This window comes from Arthrobacter sp. AB6 (genome assembly GCF_031844545.1).
In the GTDB taxonomy this organism is placed as follows: Bacteria; Actinomycetota; Actinomycetes; order Actinomycetales; family Micrococcaceae; genus Arthrobacter.
On the sequence record NZ_JAUZVL010000004.1, the window covers coordinates 56818 to 75158 of the forward strand.

13 protein-coding genes are annotated in these 18341 nt (G+C 68.7%); 11 read left to right on the forward strand and 2 right to left on the reverse strand.

Features of this window, described 5'->3' with window-relative positions; translation table 11 throughout:
• The first annotated feature begins 84 nt into the window (after positions 1-84).
• From Q9R30_RS04260 to Q9R30_RS04310, 11 genes are all read left to right on the forward strand, one after another.
• Positions 85-1329, forward strand: a complete 1245-nt coding sequence (locus tag Q9R30_RS04260; RefSeq protein ID WP_311216964.1) for an RDD family protein — start codon at positions 85-87, stop codon at positions 1327-1329.
• A complete protein-coding gene (locus Q9R30_RS04265) occupies positions 1326-2258 on the forward strand; it encodes a protein phosphatase 2C domain-containing protein (protein ID WP_311216875.1) in 933 nt (310 codons plus the stop codon). The genes Q9R30_RS04260 and Q9R30_RS04265 overlap by 4 nt, the downstream gene beginning before the upstream one ends.
• Complete coding sequence (locus Q9R30_RS04270; protein WP_311216876.1) at positions 2245-4104, forward strand: FHA domain-containing protein; 1860 nt, start codon at positions 2245-2247, stop codon at positions 4102-4104. The genes Q9R30_RS04265 and Q9R30_RS04270 overlap by 14 nt, the downstream gene beginning before the upstream one ends.
• The gene (locus tag Q9R30_RS04275; protein WP_311216877.1) at positions 4101-5819 is read left to right on the forward strand and encodes a serine/threonine-protein kinase; all 1719 of its coding nucleotides are present in this window, start codon (positions 4101-4103) and stop codon (positions 5817-5819) included. Before Q9R30_RS04270 ends, Q9R30_RS04275 begins: the two co-directional genes overlap by 4 nt.
• Positions 5820-5884: 65 nt before the next feature.
• Positions 5885-6589 (forward strand): hypothetical protein, encoded by a 705-nt coding sequence (locus Q9R30_RS04280; RefSeq protein ID WP_104999665.1) that lies wholly within the window; start codon positions 5885-5887, stop codon positions 6587-6589.
• Entirely contained in the window at positions 6586-11031 is a 4446-nt protein-coding gene (locus tag Q9R30_RS04285; RefSeq protein ID WP_311216878.1) for an FtsK/SpoIIIE domain-containing protein, read from the forward strand. Before Q9R30_RS04280 ends, Q9R30_RS04285 begins: the two co-directional genes overlap by 4 nt.
• A gap of 450 nt (positions 11032-11481) precedes the next feature.
• Entirely contained in the window at positions 11482-11763 is a 282-nt protein-coding gene (locus Q9R30_RS04290; protein ID WP_158677196.1) for a hypothetical protein, read from the forward strand.
• A gap of 40 nt (positions 11764-11803) precedes the next feature.
• Complete coding sequence (gene ligA / locus Q9R30_RS04295) at positions 11804-14044, forward strand: NAD-dependent DNA ligase LigA (protein ID WP_311216879.1); 2241 nt, start codon at positions 11804-11806, stop codon at positions 14042-14044.
• Positions 14041-14850 (forward strand): inositol monophosphatase family protein, encoded by an 810-nt coding sequence (locus tag Q9R30_RS04300; RefSeq protein WP_311216880.1) that lies wholly within the window; start codon positions 14041-14043, stop codon positions 14848-14850. The genes ligA and Q9R30_RS04300 overlap by 4 nt, the downstream gene beginning before the upstream one ends.
• Before the next feature lie 68 nt (positions 14851-14918).
• Positions 14919-15422 (forward strand): GNAT family N-acetyltransferase, encoded by a 504-nt coding sequence (locus Q9R30_RS04305; protein ID WP_104997304.1) that lies wholly within the window; start codon positions 14919-14921, stop codon positions 15420-15422.
• 46 nt (positions 15423-15468) lie between these two features.
• Positions 15469-15852, forward strand: a complete 384-nt coding sequence (locus Q9R30_RS04310; protein ID WP_311216881.1) for a RidA family protein — start codon at positions 15469-15471, stop codon at positions 15850-15852.
• Positions 15853-15868: 16 nt separating this feature from the next.
• Here the strand turns inward: Q9R30_RS04310 and Q9R30_RS04315 are convergent, their stop codons facing one another.
• Positions 15869-16534, reverse strand: a complete 666-nt coding sequence (locus Q9R30_RS04315) for a response regulator (RefSeq protein WP_311216882.1) — start codon at positions 16532-16534, stop codon at positions 15869-15871.
• Positions 16527-18257: an ATP-binding protein gene (locus tag Q9R30_RS04320; protein ID WP_311216883.1), complete on the reverse strand. Its 1731-nt coding sequence runs from the start codon at positions 18255-18257 to the stop codon at positions 16527-16529. Before Q9R30_RS04320 ends, Q9R30_RS04315 begins: the two co-directional genes overlap by 8 nt.
• Positions 18258-18341: the final 84 nt, after the last annotated feature.

Here is an 18341-nt window from a genome sequence, read left to right on the forward strand (position 1 = left end):
GGGTTCGCAAACGCAGGCACCGGGCGGGGGAGCGCCGGCGGTTTCACCGCGCAGTCGGGGGCCGTCCCAGGGGGAGGAACGGGAATGGCAGTGAACCTTCAGCTAGTTCCGGCCGCGGCCGGCAAGCGGCTTGGCGCTGCCGTCATTGACTGGCTGCCGCCGCTGGCAGTGCTGGTGCTGACGCTCACCATCGGCTTTGCCGGGATCACCCGCACCCGCAACGGGCAGTACATCACCTATGACACGGCTTCCCTGGTGCTGTTCGGCGGGATCGGGCTGGGCCTGACGCTGGTGTACCTGTTCGTGGTCATGGGGATTGAAGCGAGGACAGGCAAAACACCCGGAAACCTGCTCATGGGCATCCGCAGCGCGGACAACGACGGCTACGCGCCGGGAGCCGGCGCCGTCTTCCTCCGCGGCCTCATCACCGGTGCCGGCGTCCTGTTGGCTCTGCTGGCGGCGGTCCTGGTGGTGGTGTTCAAATGGTTCGCCCCGGCGCTGTTCATCCTTGCGCCCCTATTCCTTGCAGGCGCCGCCTGGGCCGTACTGGTGGTGGTGTCCAACCTCTGGGACAAGAACAGCGGCCTGCGCGGCTGGCACGACAAACCAGCCAAGGCCCTCGTTTTCGATGTGAAGGCAGGCCGCGATCCCATCACCACCGGAGGCATCCAGGGGCCGTACAGCTTCGCGCCGATGGACCTGCCGCCCGTGCAGCAGGTGCTATCCCCGGTGGCGGGCGTCCCCGCGGCGTCCCCGCCCGTGCAGACCGCTGCCCCCCGCGTCCTGACGCCGCCCTCGCAGACGTCGCCGTCGCAGACCATGCCGTACACGGCGCCCGGGTCCTTCGCGCCGCCGTCCCCCACACCGGCGCCTCCGCCTGCCGCCGCGCCTGCCGCCGCCAGTGAAACCGCCGGCGGCTCCGTGCCGGTGCAGGGCGGGCACGTGGACGACGACGTCGAACGCACGCAGGTGCGCCCGCGGGGCGGGCCTGTGCCCGTCGCCGTCCTCCGGATCCGCCTGGACGACGGGCGCGACTTCCAGTTGGACCGCAGTGTCCTGGTGGGCCGCAATCCCGTGGGCCAGGCCGGTGAACAGCATGCCCAGCTCCTGGCCGTCGACGACCCCGGCCGTTCCATCTCGAAAACCCACCTCCACCTGCTGACTGACGGCGCGGGGATCTGGGTGACGGACAGGAACTCCACGAATGGCAGCGCCGTGACCACGCCGAACGGCGCCAGGACGCCGCTTGCGCCGGGTGTCCCAACTTTTGTTACGCCCGGATCCAGTGTCCACTTCGGAGACCGGACCTTTTACCTAGGACAGGCATGAACCAGCAGCCCGCCAGCGTTCCCTCAACCATCCAGCCGGGCCTCAGCCTGAGCTACGGCTACGGCACCGACCGGGGACTCCGCCGGGAGCTGAACGAAGATTCCTACCTTGCTTCCGATCCTGTGTTTGCCGTGGCGGACGGGATGGGCGGCCATGAAGCAGGTGAAGTTGCCAGCGGCATGTGCGTTAGGGCCCTGGCAGGGATTCCGCAGCTCGCCACCGCGGAGCGCACTGTTACGGCCGCTGTCCTCCAGCAGTACCTGCTCCGGGCGGACTCTTCCATCCGGGAGGCTACGGGTGCAAGGGCAGGGACCACCCTGGCCGGCGCAGTGGTGGTGGAACAAATGGGCCTGCCTTACTGGCTGGTCATGAACATCGGCGATTCCCGGACGTACCGCCTCAGCCAGGGGCGGTTTGAGCAGATCAGCGTGGACCATTCCGAGGTGCAGGAACTTGTGGACGCGGGCGAGATCACCTCAGAGCAGGCCGCCGTCCATCCGCGCCGCCACGTTGTCACCCGCGCCCTGGGCACCGGAGACGAGACCGAGGCCGACTACTGGCTGCTCCCCGTGGAGGAAGGCGACCGTGTCCTGGTCTGCTCGGACGGCCTTACCGGCGAAGTGGCGGACGAGGATATCCTCCGCATCCTCAGCACGGTGGGCCACCCGCAGGACGCCGCCGACGCCCTGATCCAGGCTGCCCTCCGGAACGGCGGCAGCGACAACATCACGGTGATAGTGGTTGATGCCCGGAACGTCCTGAACGACGCCGGCGCCGCCACCACCGCGCCGCGGCACGATCCGGACGCAGAAGGGGCAGACACGCTGCCCCGCTCCCGTGGGAGCCAGGCGGCAACGCAGCCCTTGCCCCAGCAGGACACCGGAGCTTCTACGCCCGAGAGCGGGGAGCCGCACGATGACCGGCACTAGCTACGTCCCGGGTACCTGGCTGGGCATCGTCCGCTCGCGTACCGCGGTCCTCCTTGGCCCGGACACTCCGCAGGCCACGGCGGGTGCAGTATGGGAACTCCTGGGAAGCAAACCGGCAGTCCACGAAGTACTCCATGCCATCACCAGCAGCTCGGGCGGCTCACTCACCCGGATCCCGCCATTCGGCATCCTCGATTTCTCCGGTCCCTTGCGGGTGTTCCTCCGCGGCGACCTCGACCTCGCCGTGGAACTCCCGGACGGCCGGGTGGAACTGGACGGGCGGGATGTCACCACCTGGAACGAGCGCCGGTTTGCCGTGCCCGGAATCTGCCGGATCAGCAGCCCGGCCGCCGGTACCGGCGACCGGCAGGAGCTGCCGCTGCGGGAAGGTGTGGTCCTCCTGCAGTCGTTGGCCCTCGGGCTGGGCCCTGCCCGGCCCGAACTGGCGCCGGCGCCGGCGGCTGCAGCGGTGGCTGCAGTGGCGGTCGATTCCGCAGGCGTAGAGGACCGGCGCGGGGCCGCGCCGGGCACGGACGAGCCGCGCGAGATAACAATCGTCCCGGAGCCGGAGCCGGAGCCGGAGCCGGAGCCGGAGCCGGAGCCGGAAGCCTCGGCGGAGACTGTTCTCGACGTGCCCGGGGATGATGCGCACGCCGATGCGTACATCGATGCGCATGTCGATGAGGGCGACGTCCACCCGGCAGGGCCCCGGGTGGGGCCGGGCGCAGGCACAGAGCCGCCTGCCCACGCCGAAACAGCCGAATACCGGCCGGCAGAAGCGGCAACGGCGGCGAGCGACCAGACCAGCTCCTACGACCACTTGTGGGAACGGACGGTCATCCGGAGCATCGAGGACGCCGCAGTGCGCGAGGAGGCGGAGGTTGCCGACGCCGGGACCTCCGCCGACGCTGCAGGCGCCGCGGGTTCCGACGGCCCTCCGGAAGCGGAGGGACGCATCGCGTCCCCGGTCCCCGAGCGTGGCGGAAATGCGGAGGCGGCAGTGACGGAGGCCCAGTCCGCCGTCGAACGCGCGCCCGGGGCGGCGCCTGCCGTGGAACCTGCGCCGGCCGTGCACCCGGCGGGAGTGCAACCGCCCGCCAACGTGCTCATCGATTCCGTGCCGTGGAAGAAGGCCACCGGTGCTGGCGGCACCAGCGGCGGCACCGCCACAGCCGCCGCTGCCGGGGCCGATGCCGCGGCAGAGCCTCTACCCGTCCCGGCCATTGTCCCCGCGACTCCGTCCGGAAATGCGGCCCTCCACAGCAACCAGGCCTTCCACAACGGCCAAGCTTTCGACAACGACCATGACGGACAGACGGTCATGAAAAGCAGCATCGGGGCTTCGCCGGCGCAGCCCGCCCCGGCAGGGGTTGCAGACCCCCAGGCAGGGCCGACCGTCCTGGCCCGGGCCTGCAGCCAAGGCCACGCGAATCCCCCCACCCGCGTGCAGTGCGCTGCCTGCGGGGCAGGGCTTCATCCGGATGCGGTACAGGTACCCCGCCCCCGGCTGGGACGGGTACGCCTGTCCACCGGGGAGCTGCTGGACCTTGACCAGTCATTGGTCATCGGCAGGCAGCCCTCCGTGTCCCGGGTCCAGGGCGGCGTCATGCCCAGGCTGGTCCAGGTGCCAAGCCTGGAAGGCGACATTTCCCGGTCCCACGTGGAAGTTCGGCTGGAGGGATGGCACGTCATGCTGTGCGACCTCAAGGCCACGAACGGAACCGTCCTGGTGCGTGAAGGCCAGCCACCCCGCCGCCTGGCGCAGAACGAGATAGCCATCCTGCTGGACGGGGACATTGCTGAACTGGGCGACAATATCTCGTTGCGTTTTGAGGAGATTCCTTGAGTTCCAAACGGCCTGTAGCGCCGCCGCCCCGCATCCAGGGGTTCACGTACATCAGCCTGCTCGGTTCCGGCGGTTTTTCCGACGTCTACCTGTATGAACAGGACAGGCCGCGCCGCAAGGTGGCCGTCAAGGTCCTGCTCTCGGACCTGAAGACGGAGGGTGCCCGCCGCCGCTTCGAGTCCGAGGCCAACCTCATGGCGCAGCTGTCCTCGCACCCGTACATCGTCACCATCTTTGAAGCGGAGGTGACCGACGACGGGCACTCGTACCTGGCCATGGAGTACTGCTCCCGGCCAAGCCTGGATGTGCGGTACCGCCGGCAGCGGTTCAGCGTGGATGAAGTCCTGGCCGTCGGCATCCAGGTGGCGTCCGCCGTCGAGACTGCCCACCGCGCCGGCATCGCCCACCGCGACATCAAGCCTGCCAACATCCTGGTCACCGACTACAACCGCCCTGCCCTCACCGACTTCGGCATCTCCGGCACCCTCGCCGGTGACGGCGACGATGACTCGGGCATGTCCATCCCGTGGTCCCCGCCGGAACAGTTCACCGATGGTGCCGTGGACGGGGTGATGGTGGATGTGTGGGCCCTCGGAGCCACGCTCTACACCCTGCTGGCCGGCCGCTCGCCGTTCGTCATGCCGGGTGCGGACAACTCACAGCGTGAGCTGATCAACCGGATCAGCAATACGCCGCTGCCGCGGCTGGGCCGCGCGGACGTTCCCGAGTCCCTGGAACAGGCCCTTTCGACGGCGATGGCCAAGGCGCCGCAGTCCCGCTATTCCTCAGCGCACGCCTTCGCCCTGGCCCTGCAACGCATCCAGGCGGAGCTTAACCTCTCCGTCACGCCCTTTGAGGTGCTTGAGGAGCCGCAGCACGAGGACAGCCGGCCGGATGATGGCTTCGAAGAAACGCGGGTCCGGAGCATCGCCGCGATCGATCCCGAGCAGACGGGCAGCGCGCCCACCTTCCCCGCCCGCACGTGGCCGCAGGCCGCCGGCGGGCAGGCAGCTGGCGGGTCAGCTGCCGCAGCGGACGCCCCGCCGTCGCGGTTTGCGCAGCCCGCGCCCGCCCCGACCAGCAGCCCCGCTACTCCTGCACCGGCGCCGCAGCCGCAGGAGTGGGCACACGCCACCGTCCTGCGCGGTGCCGCCGCGCCGGCACGCCCCGGCGAGCGCGCACAGGGCGGCAACCGTGATGAGGGTGCTGACGCCGCGGACACTACCGTCCACCGGCCGGCAAGTCGGGACGAGCCGGCAGACATGCCGCGGCCCGCTGCCGACCACGGAAAACGCAATCTATGGCTGGCGATCTCGGGCGGCACCCTGCTGGCCCTTGCCGCCGTGGTGGGCCTGGTGGTGGCAAACGCTGCACCGCAGACACCGAAGGCAGTGGAAACCCTGCAGGCCGGCAGGCCGCCGGCCGACGCGCTGGACAACGGGACGGTGCCCGACGTGGAAGGCCTCACCGGAACGGTGTCCGGCGACGGCAACGCCTCCTTCACGTGGCTGAACCCGCAGCCCAAGGAGGGTGACACCTACAAATGGCGGGTGTACAGCATCGGAGGCGGCGGCGAATACCAGTCCATCGAACAGCCACCGGTCCGCGTCACGGCAAACCCGTCCGGCCAGACCTGCATCCAGGTGATGATCGTGCGCTCGGACGGAGCCTTCTCGCCGCTGGAAGAGGGCTCGATCGCCTGCGCCGGCGCATGACCGCGGCGAGCCCTGCAACCAGCTCCCAAAACAACTCAGTTCTGCCCAACGAGGAGGCACGGAAAATGGGGGATCTAGCAATAGATTTCTGTGGCGAATGGTACGAGCCATCGGACGAGGACGTCTTCAATATCGGCCGCGAAGGCGACCTTGAAGTTGACGACAATCCTTACCTGCACCGTCAGTTCCTGCAGGTGGCCCGCTATGACGGGATCTGGTGGCTCAGCAACGTGGGCAGCATGCTCTCGGCCACGGTGGCCGACGCCACCGGCGGGATGCAGGCCTGGCTGTCGCCCGGAGCCCGGATCCCGCTGGTCTTCAGCCACACGAACATCATCTTCACGGCCGGGCCCACCACCTACGAGTTTGCCGTGCACCTCAAGACCCCCTCCTTCCGGCAGGAAGCGCGCGAGGGCGACAGCAACGGCGACACCACCATCGGCCCGGTGGTGTTCACCGATTCCCAGAAGGCCCTCATCGTGGCGCTCGCAGAACCCATGCTTCGGCGGGAAGGGACCGGCTTCAGCGCCATCCCCTCGTCGGCGGCTGCCGCGAAGACACTGGGATGGGCGCTGACCCGTTTCAACCGGAAGCTCGACAATGTGTGCGACAAGCTCGACCGCGTAGGCGTGGCCGGGTTGCGGGGCGGCGGCGGCAAACTTGCCACCAACCGCCGCGCCCGGCTTGTGGAGCACGCGGTCACCTCGCACCTGGTGACCCCGGATGACCTGCACCTGCTGGAGAAGATGAGGGGCGTGGACGAGGGATGAGGATCCGACTGACCCTCCGCCGGGACCCTGCCGAAACGAAGGACCTGGCCGTCACCGTGGACGGCCTGGCCACCGTGGCCGATACCGCCGCCGTGCTCTGGGCCGCGGATCCGGGGCGGAAGGGCACCCCGGTGCCGGACAACCTCTCCCTGCGCATCGAAGAGGCGTTCGTCGGCGCCGGTTTGAGCGGGACCATGCTTACGCGGACGGACAACCTCCTCGAGTCCGGCCTCCGGCCGGGCTCCGTGGTTTCCCTGGCCCGGGTAAGCTCGCAGTTCGACGTGCCGGGTGGCAGCCGCGGTCCCGCGGCTGCCACCCTTCGCGTCCTTTCAGGGCCCGACGCCGGCCGCGAGTTTTCCCTGCCCGTCGGCACCAGCTACATCGGCAGGGACCGGGACGTGGACATCCGCCTCTCGGACCCCCTGACGTCCAAGCGCCACGCCCGCATCACAGTGGGTGAGGGCGTGGAAATAGTGGACACCAATTCCGCCAACGGGCTGCTGATGGACGGGTTCCCCGTCACCCGCGCCACCCTGAACTCCTCGGACGCGGTCACGCTGGGGGACACCACCGTGACCGTGGTGCCGCTGGGGCACAACCAGGCGGCAGCACCGACGTCGCCCCTGGTGAACTTCAACCGGTCACCGCGTGTGGTTCCCCGTTTCGAGGAACCCAAACGCGTCCTCCCGGCCGGACCCAAGCGCCCCGAGGACCACCCGTTCCCGTACATCATGATGATCGCCCCGCTGCTGATGGGTGCGGTGATCTTCGCGGTGACCGGCAACGCGCTCTCGGTGCTGTTCATGATGATGATGCCGCTCTTCATAGTGGGCCACTACGTGGACCAGAAGATGCGGAGCAGGGCCCAGCAGAAGGAACAGCTCAAGCACTTCCGGGCAGCCATGGCCGCCTTCCGGAAGGACCTCACGGAACTGCAGCAGGTTGAACGTGCCGTCCGGCTGCAGGAAGAGCCTTCGGTCAGCGACACCGTGGATGCCATCTACAAGCTCGGTCCGCTGCTGTGGACGCACCGTCCGGAGCACACCGGCTTCCTGGGCCTTCGGTTCGGCCTGGGCACGTCACCTTCGCGGGTTCTGTTGGAGGAACCGCCAAGCAACGACACCGAGGCGCAGTACGCGCAGGAGATCCAGGACTGCCTGAAGCAGTTCCGCGACATCGAGGGTGTTCCCGTCGTCTCCCAGCTGCGCACCGCCGGGTCCCTGGGCGTTGCCGGTGCCCGCGGCCTGGTGGACGACGTCGCCCGGGGCATGGTGCTGCAGCTTGCGGGCCTCCACTCGCCCGCGGAAGTTGTCCTCGCGGCCATCACATCCGCGCAGTCCCGGGAACGCTGGAACTGGCTGCAATGGCTGCCGCACGTGGGTTCGGGGCACAGCCCCCTTACCGGCGACCACCTGGCTGCCGGTTCGGCCGGCGGCTCCTCGCTGCTGGCCCGGCTCGAGGACCTGCTCGACGCAAGGGAAGCCGCTGCCAAACGCCCAGGCCCGGACCTCCGTCCCGGGCTGGACCCGGCCAAGCACGATGTGGACCAACCTGTCCTGCCGGCGGTCCTGGTGATCGTGGAAGACGACGCACCGGTGGACCGCGGCAGGCTCACCCGCCTTGCGGAACGGGGACCGGACTCCGGTGTCCATGTGGTCTGGGTGGCCACCGACATCCAGTCGCTTCCCGCCGCCTGCCGGGACTTCATGGTGGTGGACGGCGAACACGGCACCACCACAGGGCAGGTCCGCCTGGGCAGGCACACGTACCCCGTCAGCTGCGAAAGCGTCGACGCGGAACTGGCCGCCCAGCTTGCCCGGATGCTTGCCCCAATCATGGATGTGGGCAAGCCCGTGAACGACGATTCAGACCTTCCGCGGGCCGTCTCCTACGCCACGCTGATCGGCAAGGACTTCCTGGACAACCCGCAGGCCGTGGCCGAGCGCTGGACGGAAAACAACTCCGTGCACGCCAGCGCCGTGGCCAACCGGAAGGACAACGGCACCCTCCGCGCTTTGGTTGGTTCCAAAGGCATTGAGCCCCTGTACCTGGACCTGAAAAACGAGGGCCCGCACGCCCTGGTGGGTGGCACCACGGGTGCCGGCAAGTCCGAATTCCTGCAGTCCTGGGTGATGGGCATGGCTGCCGCCTACAGCCCGGACCGGGTCAGTTTCCTGTTCGTGGACTACAAGGGCGGGGCCGCGTTCGCCGACTGCATCAACCTGCCCCACACCGTGGGCCTGGTCACCGACCTTTCGCCGCACCTGGTCCGGCGCGCCCTCACCTCACTGCGTGCCGAACTCCACTACCGTGAGCACCTGCTGAACCGGAAGAAGGCCAAGGACCTGCTGGCCCTGCAACGGGAAGCAGACCCGGACGCGCCGCCCTACCTGGTGATCGTCGTCGATGAATTCGCCGCGCTGGCCAACGATGTACCCGAATTCGTTGACGGCGTGGTGGATGTTGCAGCCCGCGGGCGGTCGCTGGGCCTGCACCTCATCCTGGCCACCCAGCGCCCGGCCGGCGTTATCAAGGACAGCCTCCGCGCCAATACCAACCTCAGGGTTGCCCTGCGGATGGCCGATGAGGACGACGCCACGGACATCCTCGGCGTCCCCGATGCCGCCTACTTCGATCCGGCCATCCCCGGACGCGGTGCAGCCAAGACCGGCCCGGGGCGGATCCAGGGCTTCCAGACCGGCTACGCCGGCGGCTGGACCACGGAGAAACCGCAGCGGCCCCGGATCGACGTCGTTGAAATGGCCTTCGGTTCCGGCCCCGCCTGGGAGGCGCCGGCTCCGGAGAAACCGGAAGCGGCCGGGCCCGCCGGCCCCAACGACATCGCCAGGATGACGTCCACCATCGTCCGGGCAGCGGACGCCCTGTCCATCAACGCCCCCCGCAAGCCGTGGCTGGACGAACTCGCCAAGACCTACGACTTCTCCAGGCTTCCCAACCCCCGCACCGACGAACAGCTGCTCCTCGGCGTGGCCGACGATCCCGCCCGCCAGGCGCAGCCCACCGTGTTCTACGAGCCGGACAAGGACGGCAACATGGCCATCTACGGCACCGGCGGTTCGGGAAAGTCGGCCGCGCTGCGCGGCATCGCCATCGCCGCCGCAGTGACGCCCCGCGGCGGGCCGGTCCACGTGTACGGGATCGACTGCGGCTCCTCCGGGCTGAGCATGCTGGCGGAACTTCCGCACGTGGGCGAGGTCATCAACGGCGACGACGTTGAACGGGTCGGGCGGCTGCTGCGCCTGTTGAGGGACGTCGCCGAGCAGCGGTCGGCCCGCTTTGCCGAGGTCCGCGCGTCCACCATTGTCGAGTACCGCAAGCTGGCCGGCAGGCCTGACGAAAAGCGCATCTTTGTGCTGGTGGACGGCATGTCCGCGTTCCGGGAAGCCTACGAACACAGCAGGCTGTCCGCGCTGTGGGACATCTTCCTGCAGTTGGCGACGGACGGACGCACTATTGGCATCCACCTTGTGGTTACCGGAGACCGGCCCAACGCCGTGCCCGCCTCTTTGCTCGCTTCCATCCAGCGCCGCCTGGTGCTCCGCCTCTCCTCCGAGGACGACTACATGTCCATGGACGTGCCCCGGGACGTCCTCACCGCTGCCTCGCCGCCCGGCCGTGGACTCCTGGACGGGCTGGAAGTCCAGCTGGCAGTCCTTGGCGGTAACTCCAACCTGGCGCTGCAGGCACGTGAGGTGCACAAACTCAGTGAAGCCATGCGCCGCCAGGGGCTGGATGCCGCACCGGGCATTGAAACGCTTCCGGACCAGGTGGACCTGGATGTCCTGCCGTCCGGCAGCACCGGACTTCCGATCATTGGCGTCGACGACGAAACCCTGCGGCCGGCGGAGATCATGGCGCGGGGCCCGCTGCTCCTCGCGGGCCCGCCAGGAGCGGGCCGCACCGTGGCGCTGGTGACGCTTGCCTACGCCCTGCGGCGGTCCAACCCGGACACCGAGCTGATCTACCTCGGAGCACGGCGCTCCGCCGTCGCCTCCCTGCCCATCTGGAACCGCTCCGTGGTGGGAGCGGACGATCTCGCGGAGGTTGTGGAGGACCTGGTTGAACATTCCTCCGGAAACCCCGGCTCCCTGGCTTTCTTCATTGAGGGCCTGACCGAGTTCACGGATACGCTGGCCGAATCGGGCGTGGCGCAGCTGGTGACTGCGTCCATCAAGGCCGACCAGTGGGTGGTGGGGGAGTCCGAAACCTCCACCTGGTCCTCGGCCTGGTCCCTCGCGCAGCCTTTCAAATCGGGCCGGCGCGGACTGCTGCTGAACCCCGGGGACATCGAAGGCGACAGCCTGCTCAACACCTCCTTGGGCCGGATCAGCCCGGACTTCATCCCGGGCCGCGGCTACGTGGTGGGACGCGGCAAGGCACGGAAAATCCAGGTGGCGCTGCCCCCGGAAAACAGGGACTGACGATCGTGCCAGGCGGGGGCCGCAGATCCCTGTGAATTGCGGCTGATTTGCGGCCCCTGGCGAGGGTGTAGAAGACTACCGGGGACACCAGAAAGCCGCAGCGGGGGGACTGCGCGCGTCGAAAGGTAGCAAATGTTCCCGTCCCTACCAGGATTCCGCGCTGCCTCGGCGACGGCATCGGCCGCTGTCCTGGCCAGCACCCTGTGTCTCCTCCCGGCCAGCCCGGCGACCGCCGAGTCCCCGGAACCCGAACCGGCGTCCACAACGTCCCCTGGCCTGTGCCTCGTGTTCTGCGGGCAAGATCCCGCAGACAATCCGAATCCCGCGGAGCCCACCCGGACCCAGAAACCCAAGGAACCCGAAGGCCCGCCGGTTTCACCGGCCGATCCCGCGCCGGCCCCTCCGGAGCAGCCCGCTCCTTCGGTCGCGCCACCTGCCGAACCTGATCCCTTGCAGGCAGCCCCGTCGGCGGAAGCCGAAGATTCAGCCACCCCTTCGGCCACGGCAACGGGACTCACGGCTTCCCCACCGCCCACCGGCGCATCAAGCGGGCGGGACTGGAATACGCCCGTCACCAAGTCCGCCAAGGCCACGCGGGTTGCGGCAGTCGCGCCCGACGGGGACTCCGGTGGCGGCCCCGCCCTCCTGCCAGTCATTGCCGGCATCCTGCTGCTGGGCGCCGCCGCCGCATCCTTCGCATGGTGGGGCAGGAACCGCCTCCGGGCGCACTGACCGGGGACCCGCTCACCTGCCTTGATGGCAAGATAGGTCTGTGAGTACAGGACCAGGCCCCGCTGAACAGACCGCCACCCGCACCACGGAACCCGTCGAGCCGAACGCCATCCCCAGCGAATCGGTCCGCGGGGAATACGAAAACCTCGTGGACCTCGTCCGGAAATACCGCTTTGCCTATTACCAGGAAGACGCCCCGCTGGTCTCCGATGCGGAATTCGACGAGCTCTTCCGCCGGCTGGAGGAGATCGAGGCGCTCCACCCCGAACTCGTGGCCAACGATTCGCCCACCCAGGAGGTGGGCGGGGAAGTTTCGGCCGCCTTCGCAGCAGTGGAGCACCTCCAGCGGATGTACAGCCTCGAGGACGTCTTTTCCCTCGAGGAGCTGGAGGCTTGGCTTACCAGAGCGTCAGCAAGTATCGAGAAACTGGGCAACGGGTCGCAGAAGCCGGCCTGGCTGACCGAACTGAAGATTGACGGCCTGGCGGTCAACCTCCTGTACCGCGACGGGAAACTGGTGCGTGCTGCCACCCGCGGCGATGGGACCACCGGCGAGGACATCACGCACAACGTCCTGACCATCAAGGAAATCCCGCAGGAGCTCCGCGGCGGGAGCTTTCCGGCAGAAATGGAAGTCCGGGGCGAGGTATTTATCCCCTCCAAGGAATTCGCCGAGTTCAACGAGGCGCTGATCGAAGCGGGCAAGGCGCCCCTGGCCAACCCCCGCAACGCCGCTGCAGGCTCGCTCCGGCAGAAGGACCCGGCAGAAACAGCCAAGCGCCCGCTGAAGATGTTCGTCCACGGCATCGGTGCACGCGAGGGCCTCAAGGCCCGCAGCCAGTCCGAAACCTATGACCTGTTGAAGGAGTGGGGCCTGCCCGTCAGCCCCTACTCCGAGGTGCTGGGGAGCCTGGACGAGGTCCTGGAATTCATCAGGCGCTACGGGGACAAACGCCACAAGCTGCTGCATGAGATCGACGGCATCGTCATCAAGGTCGACGACTTCGCCACCCAGCGGGCCCTCGGCTACACCACCCGGGTGCCGCGGTGGGCCGTCGCCTACAAGTATCCGCCGGAGGAAGTGCACACCAAGCTGCTGGACATCCAGGTCAACGTGGGGCGCACCGGCCGCGTGACGCCCTTTGGCCTCATGGAGCCCGTCAAAGTGGCGGGCTCAACGGTGGAGATGGCCACCCTCCACAACCAGGACGTGGTCAAGGCCAAAGGCGTGAAGATCGGCGACATCGTGATCCTGCGCAAGGCCGGCGACGTCATCCCGGAGATCGTGGGCCCCGTCCTTGCCCTCCGCGACCAGCAGGACCCGCCGGTACGCGACTTCGTGATGCCCACCGAATGCCCCTCCTGCGGCGCACCGCTGGCTCCGGCCAAGGAGGGCGATGTGGACATCCGCTGCCCCAACGCCAAATCGTGCCCGTCGCAGCTAAGGGAGCGGGTTTTCCACCTGGCCGGCCGCGGAGCCTTCGACATCGAGGCCCTCGGCTGGGAGGCTGCCATTGCACTGACCCAGCCGGCCGAACCCGAAGTTCCGCCGCTCACCTCGGAAGCTGCGCTCTTCGACCTCACCCCCGAGGACCTGGCCGGAGTCCGGATCCGGCGCGAGAAGCGGTCCAAGGGCGTCCCCACCGGCGATTACGAACTGGTGCCCTATTTCTACAGCAAGGGCACGGCCAAAACCCCCTCCAAACCCACGGCCACCACCGAGAAACTGTTCAAGGAACTGGAGAAAGCCAAAACCCAACCGCTGTGGAGAGTGCTGGTGGCCCTGTCCATCCGGCACGTGGGACCGCGGGCCTCGCGCGCCTTGGCGACGGCGTTCGGCAGCATGGATGCCATCCGCCAGGCGTCAGAGGAAGACCTGGCACACGTTGACGGCGTGGGCCCCACCATTGCCGCAGCGCTGAAGGAATGGTTCGCGGAGGACTGGCACCAGGAGATTGTTGACCGCTGGGCGGCCGCCGGCGTCCGGATGGAGGACGAACGCGACGAGTCCATGCCGCGGACCCTGGAAGGACTGACCGTGGTGGTGACCGGTTCCCTGCCGAACTTCAGCCGCGACGAGGCCAAGGAAGCCATCCTGGTCAGGGGAGGCAAGGCCGCGGGTTCGGTGTCCAGGAACACCAGCTACCTGGTGGCCGGCGAAAGCGCCGGCACCAAGCTGGACAAGGCCGAGCAACTGGGCATCCCCGTGCTGGACGAGGACGGCTTCCGCCGGCTTCTGGCCGGCGGCCCGGCCGCCCTGGAAGAAAGCGGTGAATCATGACCAGCCCCACGGAACTGCTGGAGATCGCCAAGGCTGCAGCGGCGGCGGGCGCCCAGGTCCTGGCAGGCAGGAACGCCGAGGAACTCCAGGCCAGCAACAAGGGGGACGCCGGCGATTGGGTCACCTCGTTCGACGTTGCCGCCGAGCATGCGGTCCGGGACGTCATCTCGGCCGCGCGGCCGGACGACAGCATCACCGGTGAGGAACACGGAACCACCCGGCCGGAAGCACCCACCGGCTACCGCTGGTCCATCGACCCGCTGGACGGAACCACCAACTTCATCCGCAACATCGTCTACTACGCCACCTCCGTGGCTGTGGCCGATGCCGACGGCGCCTGGCTGGCCGGCGTCGTCAACGCCCCGGCGCTGGGCCGCATCTATTACGCCGCCCGGGGCCACGGCGCCTGGCTTGAGGAAGGCGGCAGGGTTACCCGGCTGGACGGGCCCGTCCCCGGCAGGAAGGGGCAGATCCTGGCCACGGGCTTCAGCTACGATCCCGCCGTCCGTGCCGAGCAGGCCGCCTTCCTCGCCGAACTGCTGGACGGTTTCGCGGATGTCCGGCGGCTGGGTTCCGCTGCCCTGGACCTGTGCCTCGTTGCGGACGGCACCCACGATGCCTACGGTGAGCGCGGCCTCAACGAGCACGACTTCTCCGCGGGTGCACTGATCGCGGAAGAGGCCGGCTGCTGGGTCCGGCGGCCCCGACTGGCCAGTCCGCTGGAGGGCGGACCCGCCGACGGGGAGCGCCTGGACGCCTGGACCTGCGCCGGCGGGCTGGAGCTCTCCGGCAAGTTTCCGCTCTGACTGATAGTTCGGTCACGGAGAGGGGATTTTCGCGGGGTGCTACCGGCGGGTACCACTAGCATTGACGGGTGCAGCACCACATAACCGTCCGTCCCGCCGTGGCAACGGATTACGACGCCGTTGCCCGCATCACGCGTGATTCCTACCTCGCGGCGGGCTACTTCGAGGACGCCGACCACCCTTATATGCGCACAATCCAGGACGTTGCGCTGAGGGCCGCGAACGCCACCATCTGGGTGGCCGAGCGGGACGGCAAGGTGGTTGGTTCGGTGACACTGGCGCGAGCCGGGGAACCGTACGCGGATATCGCCCTTGATGACGAGCTGGAGTTCCGGATGCTGGTGGTGGACCCGGCCGTGCAGCGCACCGGCGCAGGCAAGGCCATGGTGGAAGCCATCCTCGAATACGCCAGGCAACTGGACGGTATCCGGGCCGTCGCGCTTACCACCGGGCAAACTTGGGAAAGCGCCCACGGCCTTTACCGCAAGACTGGCTTTACCCGTGTGCCCGAGCGCGATTGGCTGGTTCCCGGAACTGACATAAAACTGCTGGTTTACCGGCTGGACCTGTAGCAGCCCTACAGTGGTGCCGACCCAATCCAGTATTGAAAGGCCCACCATGCGCAAAACCTTCGGCACCGGCTCCGTCTGGGAACAGACCCTCGGCTACTCCCGCGCCGTCCGGGTGGACAACACCCTCTACATCTCGGCCACCGCGGCCAGCGGCGAGGACGGGATCGTGGGGGAGGACTTCTACACCCAGACCCAGTACATCCTGCAGAAACTCGGCAAGGTCCTGGCTGACGCCGGCTTCAGCTTCGAGGACGTCGTCCAGTCCAAGCTGTACCTGACGGACATCAGCAAGTGGGAGGAAGCCGGCCGTGCCCACGGCGAGGTGTTCGGCGAGATCCGCCCCACGCTGTCCCTGGTGCACGTCCTCCCGTTCCTGGACCCCAGGATGCTCGTGGAAATCGAGCTCGTTGCCCACAGGAGCGCAAGCTAGCCCAGGGCCACCCGGCTCAGGCCGTCGGGGGCAGGCCGTAGCGGTGCTCCGGCCTGCCCGTCGTCCCGTACCTCAGCTGGATGTCCACGGCGCCGTCGTCCGCCAAGGCGGACAGGTACCGCTGGGCCGTGGCGCGCGAAACGCCCACCCGGCCGGCCACCTCGGCCGCCGAGTACTGTTCCCCGGGCACCAGCGATTCCAGCACCGCGGCCTCCGTGGCCGAACGCGGTTTTGGCGACGCCGTGACGTCGCCCGGGATCAGGGCGCGTTTGGCGCGCTCCACCGCGTCCTGGTCCAGCGCCCCGGGCTGCCCCAGCAGGCGCCGGTACCGGGCGTAGGAGCGCAGCTGCCGGGACAGGGCCTCCGACGTGAACGGTTTCAGCAGGTAGCCCAAGGCTCCGCGGCGGAAAGCCGTCCGGACGGAGGCGGCATCGGAGGCCGCGCTCAGCATGATGGTGTCCACGTCCAGCTGCTGGAGTAGGTCCAGCCCCGAGGCGTCCGGCAGGTAGACGTCCAGGAGCACCAGGTCCGGCCGCAGGCTGTGGATGGACTGCAGGGCCAGCGACACAGTGCCCACTGGCGCCAGTGCCAGGAACCCGGCCACGGAATCCACGTAGGCCGCGTGCAGCTTGGCCACATGGAAGTCGTCGTCAACGATCAGCACCCGAAAGTCTTCAGGCATTGGTGTCCTTTCCGGTTTGCCCCGTGGTGTTCCGGCCGGCCCGTGCTGCCGTGGTCCGCGGAAGTGTGGCCATGAAGACTGCGCCGGGCCCGCCCTTGGTGCCCGGATCCAGCACCTTGACGTCGCCGCCGCGGCGCCTCGCCAGCTGGCGTGCCAACGCCAGGCCAAAACCCTGGCCGCCGCCGCGGCCGCTGTGGGGTCCGGGTCCGGACGCCGTACTGAACCCTTCGGCGAAGAAGGCCTCCCGGTCCGTTCCCACCGCCAGCCCGTCACCTGAATCGGCGACGACGATGTGCAGGGTGCCGCCGTCGTCGTCCGGCTCGTCCAGCACCTCCAGCTCAACCCAGCGGTCCTCCGAAGCGCCGGCCACCGCAGCGTTGACCGCGTTGTCGATCAGGTTGCCCAGCACGGTGGTGACGTCCTGAGGCTCGGCCACCTGCCCGCGGACCAGGGTCTCCGGACCGATCCGCAGCGCCACGCCCCGCTCGTCCGCCTCCACGCCCTTGGCCCCCACGAACGCCTGCAGGTAGGGGTCCTGGAGCAGCTCCGCCTGGTCTACCGGGAACTTCAGCGGCCCGGTGGCCGCCAGCCGGCCGAGGTACTCCCGGGCCTGTTGGTGCTGGCCGATGCTCATGAAGCCGGCAATGGTGTGCAGCTGGTTGGCGAACTCGTGGCGCTGGGCCCGCAACGCCGTGGACATGGTTCCCACGGCGTCCAGCTGCCTGGTGAGCTGCTGCAGTTCCGTGCGGTCCCGGAGCATCACCACCCAGCCCAGGTCCTCCCGCCGGTGCAGGGCCTTGCGGGCATTGGCCACCAGCACCCGTCCCCCCGCCACGAGCTCAAGTGCCTCCGGGCCGCCGGAACCGGGCCGGGTCAGCGATTTCAGCTGGTCCGGAACCGGCGCCTCCTCCCAGCGGCTTCCGGCCAGGTCCGGCAACCCCAGCAGCCGCTGCGCAGCGGAGTTGAACACGCTGATCCGGCCGTCGGCCGAAACGCCGATCACGCCGTCGTCAACGCCTTCGAGCACGGCCACCTGGTCGTGGACCAGCGTGCTGATCTCCTCCGGTTCCAGCCCCAGCGTGAGCCGCTGCAGCCGGCGGCGCAGCAGGAACGAACCCAGCACGCCGGCGAGCAGCGCGCCGGCCGCCGTGACGGCCACCGGACCGATGTCGCGGACCAGGCTCTGTCCCACGGTTTCCATGGAGTACCCCACGCTGACTTCGCCCACCACGGTGGTGCCGTCCGGAGCGTAGACGGGAACCTTCGCCCCCGCGGAGGGGCCCAGCGTTCCGGTGTTCCGGGTGGTGACCTCCCGGCCTGCCAGGGCCTCGGACGGATCGGTGCTGACTTTTTCGCCGAGCCGCTCCGGGTCCGGGTGGGCCAGCCTGAGGCCGGTCTCATCGGTGATCACCACGAAAAGGGCGCCGGTCCGGGCCCGCGCGGCTTCGGCTGCCTCCATGAGGGGACCCGCGGCCAGTTCCGCGGCCGGGGGAGTACCCGGCTGTTGGCTGATTGCCAGCACGTCCGCCCGCACCGAGGCGTCCGAGGCTAACGTCCTGGCCAGGGTCAGGGCCCGGTTTTCCGCCTCGCTGCCCGCGCGGTCATAGGTCAGCCAGGCGTGGACGGCTGCGCTGAACAGGACAACCAGGAGCACCACGGACAGTTGCAGCAGGAGGGTCTGGGTGGAGAACCGCAGCGGCGGCCGGGGCGCAGGGCGCTGCATGATCCTCCTTGATGTGGGTCCGGGCGGGCAGTGCCGACCCGCTGCAGGTGGCCGGGCCGCAGTGAACACAAACCGACGTGAGCA